The following is a 14537-nucleotide window of genomic DNA, read 5'->3' as shown; positions in this document are numbered from 1 at the left end:
GTCAGTCCCTTCTGTGTTGTCGAGCATATTCGTCACGAGCCGACGGGTGCGCGCTGGCAAGTACTTCTCCACGACGTGGAATGGGCCACAACAGCCGACTCTAGAACCCCATGCGACCCAACTGTTTGGGGTCGCGCTGCCACTCCTTGGCAATCTTGACGTGGAGATCCAGGTACACGCGCCTGCCCAACAGCCGCTCGATGCCGGCCCGCGCGGTTGCCCCCACCTCTTTGAGCCGGGATCCCCCCTTGCCGATGATGATGCCCTTCTGGCTGTCGCGCTCGACGTACAGCTGGGCACGAACGATGAGCACCGGCGTGCGAGGGTCGTCGGCGGCCTGTTCGCGCTCCACCATCTCCTCGACCATCACGGCAATGGAGTGAGGCAGTTCGTCGTGCACGCCCTCGAGAGCGGCCTCGCGAATCAGTTCGGCGACCATCACTTCCTCGGGTTCGTCCGTCACGGCTCCGTCCGGATACAGCACCGGGCCCACCGGAAGGTGGCTCACCAGAACGTCCGTCAGCACGTCCACCTGAATGTCTTCGACCGACGACACCGGGACGATGTCAATGAAGTCGCCGAGCTCCTGCACCTCCATGAGGTGTGCCGCGACGCGGTCCCGTGACACCTTGTCGACCTTGGTGACCACCGCGACGACCGGCGCCTTCGCCTGGCTCAACTCCTGCGCAATCCACCTGTCACCCGGGCCAATCTTCTCGTCGGCAGGCAGACAGAAGCCGATGACGTCGACCTCGGCAAAAGCCTCCCGCACCACGTCGTTGAGCCGCTCGCCCAGCAGCGTGCGCGGCCGATGCAGACCAGGCGTGTCGACCAGGACCAATTGAGCGTCGTCCCTGGTGACGATGCCGCGAATCGCGCGCCGCGTGGTCTGAGGGCGCGACGACATGATGGCGACCTTCTCCCCCACCAGCGCATTCATGAGGGTCGACTTGCCCGCGTTGGGGCGCCCCACAAATGCGGCAAAGCCGGAACGAAACTCAGTCATCTGACGTGGCCCTTCTTCGTGCGTTGGAACGGCCCGACGAACGATAGCGGCCCTCGGGAGAGGCACCGCGGTCCTCGGTGGTTGCGCTGGGCAACGGGAGCCGCTCGACTAAGAGCCATGTGAGCCTACGCCTGCGGCCCTCAGCGCGCTCGGCCGTGAGTCTCAGGCCGTGCGCCTCAGCGGTGGATCCAGGAATCGGCACCTTGCCGAGAGCCTTGGTAAGCAGCCCCGCCGCGGTGTCGACGTCGTCGTCCTCGATTTCCATGCCGAACAGCTCACCCAATTCGTCAATGGCGAGTCGCGCCGGTACGCGAAAACGACCGTCACCCAGGTCCACCACCTGGGGTTCGACCCGATCGTGTTCGTCGGTCAGTTCGCCCACGATCTCTTCGAGCGCGTCCTCGATCGTCACGAGGCCCGCCACACCCCCGAACTCGTCGATCACGATCGCCATGTGAAACACCTCGTCCTGCATGCGCCGCAACAGGTCGTCGGCGGGGACCGACTCGGGCAGGAAGACCGGATCCCGCATGAGGTCGTCCACGGGTGTTTCCAAGGCGTCCTGGTGGTCCCAGGTCGCGCGCACCACGTCCTTCAGGTACAGCAGCCCGCGCACATCGTCGGTGCCGTCGCCAATCACGGGCACGCGGGAAAAGCCCGACCTCATGAACAGCAGCATCGCCTTCCTCAGCGGCGTACCCGCGGCGATCGTCACCATGTCGGTGCGCGGCACCATCACCTCACGGGCGAGTGTGTCGCCCAGGTTGACGACGCCGCGCAGAAGCTCCGCGTCCTCATCCTCGAGCGCGTCCTGAGCCTGCTCCACCAGGTCCTCGGCCTCCGACAGGGCGGGCATGCGCAGCGCGGGAATGATGCGGCGCACCGGCGTCGACAAGGCGATCAAGGCGACGCCGATCGGCGCAAGAACGCGCACGGTGGTCTCGGGATGAGCCCTCGCCGCCATGCGCGGGGCGGCGCGGACCAGTAAGAGCGAGTAGGCCGCTGCGAGCGCCATCGTGACGAGCGCGGCCACCCACCCTGGCCACCCGAGGTCGCGGCCCCAGGTCCACGCCAGCACGCTCCACGACACCAGGGCGACCGCCTCAAGCGAGGCGTAGACGACGGAAGCGGCGTTGGCCACCTCATCGGCGTCGCGGGACAGCTTGGCCGCGTTCGTGGGGCGACCGTCGGCACGCTTGGCCTCGCCCATCACACGCTCCCGCGCATGCGGCAGCTGCTCGAAGGCGGCCACGATGGCGTGCATCACGGCGGCGCCCAGCATGCTCGCCAGGCCTAACGAGACGAGCAGGGTGATCGCATTGGGGCTCATCTAGGCCCTCTGCGCGAGGAATGTGAGCAGGAGGTTGCGCTGGAGGGCGAACATCTCCCGCTCCTGGTCAGGCTCGGCGTGATCGTAGCCCAGCAAGTGAAGAATCCCGTGCGTCGTCAGCAGCAGCATCTCCTCCTCCGACGAGTGCCCCGCCTTCTTGGCCTGCTCGACAGCAACTGAGGGGCACACGACGATGTCTCCCAACAAGCCCGCAGGAGTCACGCGCTCAGGTGTGCCCGGCCGCAGCTCGTCCATGGGGAAACTGAGCACGTCGGTCGGACCTGGCTCGTCCATCCACTTGACGTGAAGGTCCGTCATCGCGACCTCATCCACGAAGAGGATCGCCAATTCCGCCTCGGGCGCGACGTGCATCTGCTCCAAGACGAAGCTGCCCAACGCGGCGAATTCCGCCTCGTCGATCTTGGCGTCGGTCTCGTTGTTGACCTCGATCACGCTTCAGTCTCCTTGTGTGGGGCTCCATGACGCTCTGAAGTACGCGAGTAGCGGCGCTGCTGTCCTTCACGGGGTTGGCGCTCGCGCTTGGCCTCGTCGCTCGCATAGGCGGTGATGATGTCGCTCACCAGGCGGTGACGCACCACGTCTTGGGCGGTGAGCTCGCTGAAGCCGATGTCGCCGATGCCGCGCAGGATGTCGCGCGCGGCGCGCAGCCCGGACGTGGTTCCGCCAGGCAGGTCCACCTGCGTGATGTCGCCCGTCACCACCATCGTGGAGCCGAAACCGAGCCGCGTGAGGAACATCTTCATCTGTTCGCGCGTGGTGTTCTGGGCCTCGTCCAAGATGATGAACGCGTCATTGAGGGTGCGCCCGCGCATGTACGCCAGCGGCGCCACCTCGATGGTGCCGGCCTCGATCAGTCGGGGAATCGACTCCGGGTCGACCATGTCGTGCAGCGCGTCATACAGCGGGCGCAAGTAGGGGTCGATCTTCTCGGACAGGGTGCCCGGCAGGAACCCGAGCCGTTCCCCCGCCTCCACCGCGGGTCGCGTGAGGATGATGCGAGAGACCTGCTTGGCCTGCAGCGCCGCCACCGCTTGAGCCATCGCAAGGTAGGTCTTACCGGTGCCTGCGGGGCCGATGCCGAACGTCACCGTGTGCTGCTCAATCTGATGAACGTAGGCGGCCTGCCCCTCCGTCTTCGGACGGATCGTGCGGCCACGCGAACTCAGAATCGATCGCGACAAGATGGCGACCGAACTCGAGGGGGGTTCGCTCACCGCTCCCCCGTGGCGTGCCGCAGCCACCGCAGACCGCGCGCGCTGCAGCATGCGAATCGACTCACGGGCCACGTCCGGAGTGAGGGGCACGCCCGCGGCCAGGAGAGACCGGAGCTCCTCGATCGCCGCGGCGCACTCGGACACCGCGGCGTCGTCGCCCGTGAGCGAGATGTGGTTGCCGCGCACCAAGACGTCGACCGCGGGGAAGGCCCCCTCGACTTCCTTCAGCACCGAATCCCCCGTGCCGAGCAATGCGGGCATGGACGCGGCGTCGTCCACAATCACCACCCGGGATGCGCTCACGCGTTCTCCCATTTCAGTTCCGCGCCGCCCAAGACGTGAGCGTGCGCGTGGAAGACGCTCTGCCCGGCTGTCGGCCCCGAGTTGAAGATCAGGCGGAACTCGCCGTCCGTCTCGGCATCGGCGACCTGCTGCGCGACCGCGATCATCTCGGCGAGCACGTCGGGGATCTGGGCCGCGGCTTCGGTGACGTTGGCGACGTGCGTCACGGGCACCACCAGCACGTGCACGGGCGCCTTGGGGTCGATGTCACGAAAAGCGATCACGTTGTCGGTGCGCGCCACGATGTCTGCGGGGATGTCACCAGCCGCGATGCGGCAAAAGAGGCAGTCGGTCATGGCTCCAGCGTATTGCGCGCCGGCGCGCTCGACCACGTGCCGCGCACCACGGCGAGCAAGCCGACGCCACGCTGGACCCCTTCACGACCCGCACAGAACGTGTGGACCTGCTAACTGCGACCCGTGAAAGCCTCGCGAAGGCGCGAGAACACGCCACCGCCGAACGGGGCCAGCCGCGCTTCGGGGAACTCCTCGCCGCGCAGCCTGGCGAGCTGGGTCAGCAGCTCCGTCTGCTGGTCGTCCAAATCCGTGGGCGTCTGAATGTCCAGGTGGACGTACAGGTTGCCGCGGCCCGCACGCTGCAGGCGGCCCACCCCCAAGCCCTTGAGGGTGACGGTGGATCCCGCGTGGGTGCCGGGCCGGACGTCGATTTCCTGTGGCCCGTCCAGGGATTCCACGGTGGCCACGGTGCCGAGCGCCGCGGCCGTCATGGGCAGCTCCAGCGTGCAGTGGAGGTCGTTCCCCCGGCGCTCGAAGGACTCGTGCGGGCGTTCGCGAATCTCGATGTACAGGTCGCCGCGCGGTCCACCGCCCGGGCCAGCGTCACCGGCACCCGACATGCGGATGCGCGTCCCCGTTTCGACGCCCGCAGGAATGTCGACGTCGACCGACCGGCGCTCTCGCGTGCGTCCCTGGCCGGAACATGCGGTGCACGGGTTCTCGATGATCGACCCGTAGCCGCCGCACCGCGGGCATGGCGCCGTCGTCATCACCTGGCCCAGCAGGGAGCGAGCGACACGCTGGACCACTCCCGCGCCGTTGCACTGCGGGCAGGTGGCCGGCTGCGTGCCCGGCGCACAACACGAACCGCCACACGAGGTGCAGACCTCAGCGAGATCCACCATGACTTCACGGTGGGCTCCGAACACGGCCTCCTCCAGCGTCACGTCGACCTCGACGAGCGAGTCGCCGCCACGCTGTGTGCGAGACGCGGGTCCGCGCCGTCCTTGGCCCCCCATCGCAGAGCCGAAGAACGTCTCAAAGATGTCCTCGAAGCCGAACCCGGCCCCCGCCCCGGCGGACGAGTTGCCCCCGCGAGGGTCCACGCCACGGTCATATTGGGCGCGCTTGTCCGCGTTGCCGAGCACCTCGTACGCGGCGGCGACATCCTTGAAGCGGTCGCCCACCTCAGGGCCAGCCACGTCCGGGTGCAATTCCCGCGCCATCTTGCGATAGGCCTTCTTGATCTCGGCCTCCGTCGCAGTTCTCGGAACACCAAGTACGGCGTAATAGTCCTTCACGTCTCCACCACTTTCGACAGGTAACGCGCCACGGCCCTCACCGCGGCCATCGTTCCCGGATAGTCCATGCGCATCGGTCCGAGCGCTCCTAACAATGCGGGCGAGGTGAGGTTGCCGTATCCGGCAGCCACAATCGACGTGCCAGCGAGTGCGTCCTGGCCGGTCTCCCGGCCAATACGCACCGACACGCCTCCCTCTGATGCCATTTCGTGCAACAACCGCAAGAGGACAACCTGTTCCTCAAGGGCATCCAAAATCGATGTCACCGCGTCGGCCTTGAGGCCCGAACCGGCCCTCGTGAGGTTCCCGGTGCCAGCAAAGACGACGCGCTCGATCGTTCCGCCGCGCGCGGCTCCCACCACGGACGATGCCACGTCACGCAGCCATGGGTGCGTCGCGTGACGCTCCGCCCAGGCGTCGAGCGCGGATTCAAGCGGCTGTGGAGAAAGGCCCGACGCGATCTCGTTGAGTTCGCGAGCGAGTCGCTCAAATTCCTCCTCCGTCACCGTTTCCGGTACGTCAATCGCGGCCTGTTCCACGCGAGCATCGGCGCTCACGACCACCGCGAGCGCTCGATCGCTCGTGATCCGCACCAACTCCACGCGCCTCACGGGGCTCTCGCGCAACGACGGGTACTGCACCACCGCCACTTGGCGCGTGAGTTGGCTCAGCAACCGGACCGAGCGCTCGACAACGTCGTTGAGGTCGACCGCGTCGGAAAGGAAGGTAGAGATTGCCCGCTTGTGGCTGTCCTGCAAGGACGCCGTGGCGAGCATGTCAACGAAATACCGGTAGCCCTTGTCGGTCGGGATGCGCCCAGCGGAGGTGTGCGGCTGCGCGATCAGCCCCTCTTCCTCGAGAGCCGCCATGTCATTGCGGATGGTCGCGGGCGACACTCCAAGATCGTGGTGTTGCGCAAGCGCCTTCGAACCCACGGGCTCGCTGGTGGACACATAACCCTCGACAATCGCTCGCAGGATCGCCTCACGTCTGTCGTCGCTCATTCCACCTCCCGCTGGCACTCGATTGTCACGAGTGCCAATTCTACGCAGGAGTTGGATCACCCACTCCGATCTTTCGCGTTCCGCGCGCTAGCGTGGGCCCTGGAGGCGACATGACCTACACGGCCCCGACCGTCATGAGCGCGGCTACGGCAGGCATCGCGCATCTGTCGGCGCTGACCGGCCCCGTCGTCCCCCTCGTGATCTACGCCACCCGGCGACGCACCGATGTGTTCGTCTCGTCCGAGGCTGCAAAGGCCGCAAACTTCTCGGCTGCGGTGGTTGCCGTCTTCATTCTGGCCACCCTAGTCAGAGAGTTGGTGCCTTTGATCGGCTTTCTCGGTACATTGGGGCAGTGGGTGGTTCCCGTCGTTGCGATCTACTTCAGTCTGGCAGGATTTTGGGTCGCGAAGCAGGGCAAACCCGCACACTATCCGTACCAACTCAAAGTGGTGAAAACACATGACTGAAACGCCCCCTCCCCCTCCAATGCAACCCGCAGCTCCGCTGTCGGACAGCGACGCGAGGACATACGCAACCATTGCGCACGCCGGAAACATCATTTTCCCGGCAGTTGCCCCGCTGATCATGTGGCTGATTGGCAAGGACAAGAGCCCGTTTGTGGACAAGGAAGCGAAAGAGGCCCTCAACTTCGGCATCCTCGCTGTCGCCGTCTACATTGTCAGCTCAATACTGATGTTCGTCCTGATTGGCTTCCTCACGTGGGCCGCCATGGCAATCGTGGCCATCATCTTTGGGATCCAGGGCGCCATGAAGGCGAACAAGGGCGAGAACTACCGCTACCCGTTCAGCCTGCGCCTCGTCAAGTAGTCATCAGGGTTCATCCCTGATCGCCCTCAGGGCCTCGGATCGGTCATATGGCCGATGCGGGGCCCTGAGTCGTTCTGGGACAGTGGAGCCATGACAGAAAACACCGCCCCTCGTCCCGCGGGCGCCCCGCAATCCGGCGTCCCCTACATCCCCGTCGCGCCGGCGCCGATGCTCGAGTCCGAGGCCCGGACCTGGGCCATGCTGGCCCACATCATCGCCGCCGCCGCCTCCGTCATGAGCGCAGGCACCATCGCGTTTGTGGCACCGCTCATCATCTGGCTGCTCTACAAGGATCGCTCCGCGCTGGTCGCACACCACGGCAAGCAGAACCTCAACCTGCAGATCACGAGCGTGGTCCTGGGTGTGGGCGCCGTCCTGATTGGCGTCGTGACGCTCGGCGTCGGACTCTTCGTCACGTTGCCGCTGTGGGGCCTCTATGTGCTCTACGCGCTCATCATCTCGATCGTCGCGGGCGTCAAGGCCTACAACGGCGAGTACTACCGCATCCCGCTGGCGATTCAGTTCATCAAGTGACACACACGCCCTTCAACGCCGAGCCGTGTCGTGCACCAGGCGGGTGTGGCTCGCGTACGGCGAAAGGACCCTGGGGTGCAACGACACCCCGGTCCAGCCAACTTCGTGATGTCCATCGGGTTACGCCGACGTCGGCGTAACCCGATGGCACCTGTCGCGGTGCGTTGGGCATCAGTTCAGGGATCGTGCGTAGCGGGCGGGAGGCCGGGTGGCGCGACGCTCCCTGACCCGGGAGGCTCGTCGGGTGACCACCGCGTCACCGACCTCAGCGGCTGATGAGGACCTTCAACGCCTTGGTCTCCGCCGCGTTCCCGAAGGTGTCGTACGCGGACATGAGCTCGTTGAGCGCAAAGCGGTGCGTGATGAACTTATCGACCGGTAGTTTCCCCTGCGCCACGAGCTTCAGAAGCATTCCCAGCGAGGTTGTGTTCACCAGGCCCATGCTGATCGCGATGTTCTGGATCCACAGCCGGTCCAACTCGAGTTCGACCGACTTGCCGTGCACCCCGACGTTCGCAACGGAGCCACCGGGCCGCACCAGGCGGGTGCACATGTCGAACGTCGCGGGAATGCCGACGGCCTCAACCGCAACGTCCACCCCATACCCGTCCGTCAGCGCGAGCACCTGTTCCTTCCAGTCGTCGTCGCCGGAGTTGATCCCGGCAGTGGCGCCCACCTCCTGCGCGAGCGCGAGGCGGCTCGGGTCCAGGTCGATCGAGATGATCTGCGCGGCTCCATACAGTCCGGCGGTGGCAATCACCGCGAGCCCAACAGGTCCGGCGCCGACGACGGCCACCGTGTCGCCGGGCTTGACGCGCCCGTACCGGACACCGATCTCGAAGCCCGTCGGGAGGATGTCCGACAGCAGGATAGCCGCAGAGTCGGAGACTCCGTCTGGAAGCGCGTACAGCGACGTGTCCGCGAACGGGATGCGGACTTTCTCGGCCTGTGTGCCGTCGATGAGGTGCCCAAGGATCCAACCAATGCCGGATGCTCCCTCGTCGGCGAGGCAGTGCGACGGGTTGCCGCTACGGCAGTACGTGCATGTGCCGCACGAACTAACGCACGACACGATGACCCGGTCGCCCACGGCCACGTTGGTGACCGACTCGCCGACCTCAAGCACGGTGCCGACGGCCTCGTGGCCGAGGATCCTGCCGGGAGTGACCGCGGGCACGTCACCCTTGAGGATGTGAAGATCGGTCCCACAGATCGTGGTGGTGTCGACCTGGACGATCGCGTCCGTCGGAGCGATCAGGACGGGGTCGGGCACCTCATCCCAACTCTTGTCCCCTGGACCGTGATAAACGAGTGCCTTCATGAGTCCTCCCGGATTCGCGTCAGGAATGAGCGACATCGCCCACTGAATTTTCACCGTACACCTACCTGGGCCGGTCCACGACTTGGGCCGACCGGAAGACCTCGCCCCACCCAGACACCGCAGCGGCCACCCGACAACACAGCCCTCCATCGCAAAGAGCCGGATAACCAGGCCCCCGAAGCGGCCACGTCGCTCTCAGCTGAGAACGCGCACCGCGGCATCGGCCACAAGCCTGCCGCGGCGCGTGAGGACCAGCAGTCCGCGCAGGGCCGACGCCCCGTCCAACACATCGTCCGCGATGAGCCTGGCGATGGCGTCGGCCTTGTCGCGTCCCACGGCGGCGGTGGACAGGCCGTCCGCGAGCCGGAGTCCGAGCATCACCCGCTCCAGGGCGAGGTCGGCATCGCTCAGGTCCTCACGGCCGTTGGCCGGATCTTCACCCACGGCAATGCGGTTCGCGTACGCGAGCGGGTGTTTGACGTTCCACCAGCGAGTGGCGGGCGCGGTGACGCCGTCGGCGCCGACGCGCGGACCCAAGTAGGAGTGCGCTCCCGGCCCAATCCCCCACCAGTCGTGGCTGCGCCAGTACGCCAGGTTGTGTCGGCACCGCTGCCCCGGCACCGCCGCCCAGTTGGACACCTCGTACCAGCCGTAGCCGGCCGCCGCGAGTGCCTCGTCCGCAACCTCGTACATGTCGGCCTGGGCGTCCGGATCCGTCGCCGAAATCTGCCCGCGCCGCAACTGTGCACCCATCTTGGTTCCGGGCTCGATCACCAGCGCGTACGCGCTCACGTGATCCGGGCGCAGCCGGATCGCCTCAGCGAGACTCGCCTTCCAGTCATCCAGCGACTCGCCGGGCGTGCCGTAGATCAGGTCGAGACTGACGGCAAGCCCCGCCTCCCTAGCCCACGCCACGGCGCGTTCCACGTTTGCCGGATCGTGGGTGCGCTCAAGCGTCGCGAGCACGTGCGGCACCGCGGACTGCATGCCGAAACTCACGCGCGTGAAGCCCGCATCGGCGAGCGCGGCAAGGGACTGACGGGTCACCGAATCGGGGTTGGCTTCCGTCGTCACCTCGGCATCGTCGGCGACTCCCCACGCCTCGCGCACCCCGTCCAGGAGTCGGGCCAGCGCGGAAGCGTCGAGCATCGTCGGCGTACCCCCGCCGAAGAACACGGTCGAGGCCGGGCGCACGTCCCCCGCCATGACCCGGGTGGCCATGGCCATCTCCGACAGCGCAGCCTCCACGTACCCCGCGCGAGTGGCCCCCTCGACCTCGCCGGGCGCGTAGGTGTTGAAGTCGCAATAGCCGCACCGCACCGCGCAGAAGGGGACGTGGATGTAGACGCCGAAGTCACGCATCGGCTCGCAGCCTGCCGGTGCGGTGGCAGCCACCGCGCCCGCCACTACTTCTTCTTGCCGCTGTCCGAGCCGTCGTCAGACGTGCTCAGTGCGGCGATGAAGGCCTCCGGCGGCACCTCGACGGAGCCGATGTTCTTCATCCGCTTCTTTCCCGCCTTCTGCTTCTCCAGCAGCTTGCGCTTGCGGGAGATGTCGCCGCCGTAGCACTTGGCGAGCACGTCTTTGCGCATCGCTCGGATGGTCTCACGAGCGATGATGCGTGACCCGATGGCCGCCTGAATGGGCACCTCGAACTGCTGGCGCTCGATCAGGTCCTTCAGCTTGCCCACCATCGACAGCCCGTACTTGTATGCGGCGTCCCTGTGGACGACGGCGCTGAAGGCGTCCACCGGCTCGCCCTGCAACAGGATGTCCACCTTGACGAGGTCGGAAGCCTGTTCTCCGGCAGGTTCATAGTCCAAGGACCCATAGCCGCGAGTGCGCGACTTGAGTTGGTCGAAGAAGTCGAACACCACCTCGGCGAGCGGCAGGGTGTAGTGCAACTCCACCCGCAACTCACTCAGGTAGTTCATGGTGCCCATCACGCCACGGCGTTCCTGGCACAGTTCCATGACCGTGCCGATGAACTCGCTCGGCACCAGAATCGATGCCTTCACCATCGGTTCGCGCACCTCATGGATCTTGCCGCCCGGAAATTCCGACGGGTTGGTGACGGTGTGCACCTTGCCGTCCTCCATCTCGACCTCGTACACCACGTTCGGCGCCGTCGAGATGAGGTCGATGTCGAATTCGCGCTCCAGTCGGTCGCGCACAATCTCGAGGTGCAGCAGGCCGAGGTAGCCGCACCGGAAACCGAAGCCGAGCGCCACCGAATTCTCGGGCTCGAAGACCAGCGAGGCGTCGTTGAGCTGCAACTTGTCGAGAGCGTCGCGCAGGATCGGGAAGTCGGAGCCGTCGAGCGGGAACAGGCCCGAGTAGACCATCGGCCGCGGGTCGCGATACCCGGGTAGCGACTGCTTGGCACGGTTGTTTGCGAGCGTGACCGTGTCGCCGACCTTGGACAGCCTGACATCCTTGACGCCGGTGATCAGGTAACCCACCTCGCCCACACGCAGGCCCTTGGTGGGGGTCGGCTCGGGACTGATGACGCCAATTTCAAGCAGGTCGTGAGTGGCGAGGGTGGACATCATGGCGATCTTCTCGCGCGCCTTGAGAGCGCCGTCGATCACCCGGACGTAGGTGATGACGCCTCGATAGGTGTCGTACACGGAGTCGAAGATCATGGCGCGGGTGGGCGCGTCCGCGTCGCCCACGGGCGGCGGTATGTCACGCACCACACGGTCCAGCAACGCCCCCACGCCCTGGCCCGTCTTGCCGCTCACACGCAGCACGTCGTCCTCGTCGCAGCCGATGAGCTGGGCAAGTTCCGCGGCGTAGCGGTCGGGGTCGGCCGACGGCAGGTCGATCTTGTTCAGCACCGGGATGATCGTCAGGTCGTTCTCCATCGCCAGGTACAGGTTGGCCAGAGTCTGCGCCTCAATGCCTTGCGCCGCATCGACCAACAGCACCGCTCCCTCACAGGCGGCCAGCGAGCGAGACACCTCGTAGGAGAAGTCGACGTGGCCGGGCGTGTCAATCATGTTGAGCGCGTGCGCTTTGCCGTCGACACTCCACGGCATGCGCACCGCTTGCGACTTGATGGTGATGCCGCGTTCACGCTCGATATCCATGCGGTCGAGGTACTGGGCTCTCGCAGCGCGCTCGGAAACCACCCCTGTAATGCCAAGCATCCTGTCGGCCAGCGTCGACTTTCCGTGGTCGATGTGAGCGATGATGCAGAAGTTGCGAATGAGCTCCGGAGCGGTGGCGGATGGCTCAATGGAGGATTCGGTCACGGGTAGCGGGACTTCCTTCGACGACGTAGCGGACTCCTATCGTCCCACGACAGGGCTTCAGTGATCTCACAGGATGCCGATATTGAGAACGGCGCCATCTCTGGCGGCCACCTCGACACGAAGGGAGTAGCCCTTGACCGCGCAGCACGATCTCTTTGGCCTCACCTTTCGCGACTCCCCGATCGGCATGGTGATCTTGGACCAGGGCGGGCGCTACGTCGCCGTCAACGAGGCCTTCGCACGCATCCTCGGGCGCAGCGTCGAGGCGCTCGACGGCCGCCACTTCGCCGAACACACTCACCCGGATGACCTTCCGCGCGACGTCGAACTGATGAACCGCCTTGCCTCCGGCGAGGTCCCCTTCTATCAAGTCCACAAACGGCTCGTCCACTGCGACGGCGACACCATCTGGGCGCGGGTCACGGTGTCGGACGCCATCGCGGACAACGACGGCACGCTCCACCACTACGTGGCCCAGGTCGAGGACATCACTGAGATCCGCCGCGCGAGGGACCTGCTTGAACGCCGTGCGCTGTACGACCACCTCACCGGGCTGGCGAATCGCACGCTGCTCATCGAACGCCTCGAGCAGGCGATCGAGAGCCACGAGCCACGAGCGGCGACCGTGGCCTGCATCTTCCTTGACGTCGACCACTTCAAGCTGGTGAACGACTCGCTCGGTCATGACGCCGGCGACACGCTGCTCGAGGAAATTGCCAAGCGAATTCAGGGCGCGGTCCGCGCCGGAGACACGGTGGCGCGCCTCGGAGGCGACGAGTTTGTGGTGATCGTCGAGGACATCATGGGGGTCGACGCCGCGACCGCAGTGTTGAACGGCATCGCGGCGGCCGTGAGCCAACCGTTCCACATGGACGGCCACGAACTCGTGCCCTCCGTGTCCGGCGGCCTGGCAATGGTCGCGCCGGGCCTGAGCGCCGAGTCGCTCGTGCGCAATGCGGACATTGCCATGTGCGTGGCGAAACACGGCGGCAGGGCACGCGTGGAGGTGTTCGACGAGTCGATGCGCGCGACGGCCGTCACCAAGCTATCAATCGAGTCGGAACTCAGAACCGCGATCCGCGAGGGCGAACTGGTGGTTCACTACCAGCCGGTCGTCGACCTCGAAACTCACGAGACCGTCGCCTTCGAGGCGCTGGTGCGATGGCAGCACCCCGTCCGCGGGCTCCTCCTTCCCGACGAATTCATCCCGATCTCGGAAGACGCCAACCTGGTGATCCCCCTGGGTTCGGTGGTGCTTCACGAGGCGTGCGAGTTTCTTGCCGCCCGCCCCCTGTTCACCGGACGGGTGTTCGTCAACGTGTCGACCCGCCAGATCGGCGCGGCCGGCCTGGCCGAGGTGGTGCGCAGCGCACTCGAGGCGACCGGCGCCTCCCCGCACCAGCTGGGTCTGGAGATCACCGAATCGGGAATGCTGCTTGCGACGGCGTCGGCGCGTGCGGACCTCAAGGCGCTCACCGATCTTGGCGTCGACCTCATCCTCGACGACTTCGGCACCGGCTACTCCGCGCTGTCGTCCGTGTTGCAGAACCCGGTGTCCGGCCTGAAACTCGCGCGCGAATTCACGCTGCGACTGGGGGATCGAGGAACAGGCGATCGTATCTCGATGGCCGTCGCCGGTCTGACACGTTCGCTCAACATGTACGGCGTGATCGAGGGCATCGAGACCGAGGCCCAGTTCGCCATCGCGCGCCGTCACGGGTGGCAATTGGGCCAGGGCTTCCTCTTTGGACACGCCGTCCCTGCCTCCGAGATCACGCTTGGGCTGCCGGTCGCTCACGGCGCACCGACGGATCAGGATGACGCCGTCACCGTGCCGTTCACGGAGGGGACGCTGCCGATGCCGACCTGGCTCGAAGAGGTTGGCCAACGCTAGCCTGAAAGGCATGCGCCGCAGCGGGGACCACGCTGGATGGACATCGGCGCGGGGCTATAGGACCGTCAGCGGCGTCCGAGCGAGGTCAGACTCGATAGGATTGTCAGGATCCATCCGGACGATGCACGCCGGGAGGGTGCCGTCCTAGACCGGAAGACCTTTGACAGGGTCCGTGGCTCGCTCTGAACCAGCCTTGCTGGTATGCTAGGACGCCGTGTGCGCGCAAGAGCGACGCACGAGAACCGTCGT

The 14537-nt window shown here is 66.1% G+C and carries 14 protein-coding genes; 4 read left to right on the top strand and 10 right to left on the bottom strand.

Translation table 11 applies throughout. The features are described 5' to 3' along the window. Positions 1 to 100: 100 nt before the first annotated feature. The 7 genes from era to hrcA form a co-directional block, all read right to left on the bottom strand. Positions 101 to 1006, bottom strand: a complete 906-nt coding sequence (era, locus tag QZZ29_RS02640) for a GTPase Era (RefSeq protein ID WP_291381154.1) — start codon at positions 1004 to 1006, stop codon at positions 101 to 103. Beyond that, positions 999 to 2336: a hemolysin family protein gene (locus QZZ29_RS02635; protein WP_291381153.1), complete on the bottom strand. Its 1338-nt coding sequence runs from the start codon at positions 2334 to 2336 to the stop codon at positions 999 to 1001. Before QZZ29_RS02635 ends, era begins: the two co-directional genes overlap by 8 nt. Next, positions 2337 to 2789, bottom strand: coding sequence for an rRNA maturation RNase YbeY (ybeY, locus tag QZZ29_RS02630; RefSeq protein WP_291381152.1), 453 nt, complete (start codon positions 2787 to 2789; stop codon positions 2337 to 2339). Beyond that, complete coding sequence (locus QZZ29_RS02625) at positions 2786 to 3886, bottom strand: PhoH family protein (RefSeq protein WP_291381151.1); 1101 nt, start codon at positions 3884 to 3886, stop codon at positions 2786 to 2788. Before QZZ29_RS02625 ends, ybeY begins: the two co-directional genes overlap by 4 nt. After that, complete coding sequence (locus tag QZZ29_RS02620; RefSeq protein WP_291381150.1) at positions 3871 to 4209, bottom strand: HIT domain-containing protein; 339 nt, start codon at positions 4207 to 4209, stop codon at positions 3871 to 3873. Before QZZ29_RS02620 ends, QZZ29_RS02625 begins: the two co-directional genes overlap by 16 nt. Positions 4210 to 4319: 110 nt before the next feature. After that, a complete protein-coding gene (gene dnaJ, locus QZZ29_RS02615) occupies positions 4320 to 5450 on the bottom strand; it encodes a molecular chaperone DnaJ (protein ID WP_291381149.1) in 1131 nt (376 codons plus the stop codon). Continuing rightward, positions 5447 to 6454 (bottom strand): heat-inducible transcriptional repressor HrcA, encoded by a 1008-nt coding sequence (gene hrcA, locus QZZ29_RS02610; protein ID WP_291381148.1) that lies wholly within the window; start codon positions 6452 to 6454, stop codon positions 5447 to 5449. The genes dnaJ and hrcA overlap by 4 nt, the downstream gene beginning before the upstream one ends. Before the next feature lie 110 nt (positions 6455 to 6564). On the opposite strand from hrcA, the gene QZZ29_RS02605 reads away from it, so the two are divergent. The 3 genes from QZZ29_RS02605 (at position 6565) to QZZ29_RS02595 (ending at position 7816) form a co-directional block, all read left to right on the top strand. Next, positions 6565 to 6921, top strand: a complete 357-nt coding sequence (locus QZZ29_RS02605) for a DUF4870 domain-containing protein (protein ID WP_291381147.1) — start codon at positions 6565 to 6567, stop codon at positions 6919 to 6921. Next, positions 6914 to 7282 carry a DUF4870 domain-containing protein gene (locus tag QZZ29_RS02600; protein WP_291381145.1) on the top strand — a complete coding sequence of 123 codons (369 nt, stop codon included), beginning with the start codon at positions 6914 to 6916 and terminating at the stop codon, positions 7280 to 7282. The genes QZZ29_RS02605 and QZZ29_RS02600 overlap by 8 nt, the downstream gene beginning before the upstream one ends. A gap of 90 nt (positions 7283 to 7372) precedes the next feature. Then, positions 7373 to 7816, top strand: coding sequence for a DUF4870 domain-containing protein (locus tag QZZ29_RS02595; RefSeq protein ID WP_291381144.1), 444 nt, complete (start codon positions 7373 to 7375; stop codon positions 7814 to 7816). Positions 7817 to 8081: 265 nt separating this feature from the next. Here the strand turns inward: QZZ29_RS02595 and QZZ29_RS02590 are convergent, their stop codons facing one another. From QZZ29_RS02590 to lepA, 3 genes are all read right to left on the bottom strand, one after another. Continuing rightward, the gene (locus QZZ29_RS02590) at positions 8082 to 9137 is read right to left on the bottom strand and encodes a zinc-dependent alcohol dehydrogenase family protein (RefSeq protein ID WP_291381143.1); all 1056 of its coding nucleotides are present in this window, start codon (positions 9135 to 9137) and stop codon (positions 8082 to 8084) included. 195 nt (positions 9138 to 9332) lie between these two features. Then, positions 9333 to 10499, bottom strand: a complete 1167-nt coding sequence (gene hemW / locus QZZ29_RS02585) for a radical SAM family heme chaperone HemW (protein ID WP_291381211.1) — start codon at positions 10497 to 10499, stop codon at positions 9333 to 9335. 44 nt (positions 10500 to 10543) lie between these two features. Beyond that, the gene (gene lepA / locus QZZ29_RS02580) at positions 10544 to 12394 is read right to left on the bottom strand and encodes a translation elongation factor 4 (RefSeq protein WP_291381142.1); all 1851 of its coding nucleotides are present in this window, start codon (positions 12392 to 12394) and stop codon (positions 10544 to 10546) included. Positions 12395 to 12527: 133 nt separating this feature from the next. Between lepA and QZZ29_RS02575 the strand changes: the two genes are divergently transcribed. Next, positions 12528 to 14288 carry an EAL domain-containing protein gene (locus QZZ29_RS02575; RefSeq protein WP_291381141.1) on the top strand — a complete coding sequence of 587 codons (1761 nt, stop codon included), beginning with the start codon at positions 12528 to 12530 and terminating at the stop codon, positions 14286 to 14288. Positions 14289 to 14537: the final 249 nt, after the last annotated feature.

Source organism: Demequina sp. (genome assembly GCF_016278765.1).
Classification (GTDB): domain Bacteria; phylum Actinomycetota; class Actinomycetes; order Actinomycetales; family Demequinaceae; genus Demequina.
This window is presented reverse-complemented; position numbering and strand designations above follow the sequence as displayed.

Bases quoted from the DNA above. Each gene is read 5' to 3' on its own strand.
- QZZ29_RS02635 (WP_291381153.1), bottom strand. From the start codon at position 2,336: ATGAGCCCCAATGCGATCACCCTGCTCGTCTCGTTAGGCCTGGCGAGC.
- hemW (WP_291381211.1), bottom strand. From the start codon at position 10,499: ATGCGTGACTTCGGCGTCTACATCCACGTCCCCTTCTGCGCGGTGCGG.
- QZZ29_RS02590 (WP_291381143.1), bottom strand. From the start codon at position 9,137: ATGAAGGCACTCGTTTATCACGGTCCAGGGGACAAGAGTTGGGATGAG.
- era (WP_291381154.1), bottom strand. From the start codon at position 1,006: ATGACTGAGTTTCGTTCCGGCTTTGCCGCATTTGTGGGGCGCCCCAAC.
- QZZ29_RS02605 (WP_291381147.1), top strand. From the start codon at position 6,565: ATGACCTACACGGCCCCGACCGTCATGAGCGCGGCTACGGCAGGCATC.
- QZZ29_RS02600 (WP_291381145.1), top strand. From the start codon at position 6,914: ATGACTGAAACGCCCCCTCCCCCTCCAATGCAACCCGCAGCTCCGCTG.
- hrcA (WP_291381148.1), bottom strand. From the start codon at position 6,454: ATGAGCGACGACAGACGTGAGGCGATCCTGCGAGCGATTGTCGAGGGT.
- QZZ29_RS02595 (WP_291381144.1), top strand. From the start codon at position 7,373: ATGACAGAAAACACCGCCCCTCGTCCCGCGGGCGCCCCGCAATCCGGC.
- QZZ29_RS02620 (WP_291381150.1), bottom strand. From the start codon at position 4,209: ATGACCGACTGCCTCTTTTGCCGCATCGCGGCTGGTGACATCCCCGCA.
- QZZ29_RS02625 (WP_291381151.1), bottom strand. From the start codon at position 3,886: ATGGGAGAACGCGTGAGCGCATCCCGGGTGGTGATTGTGGACGACGCC.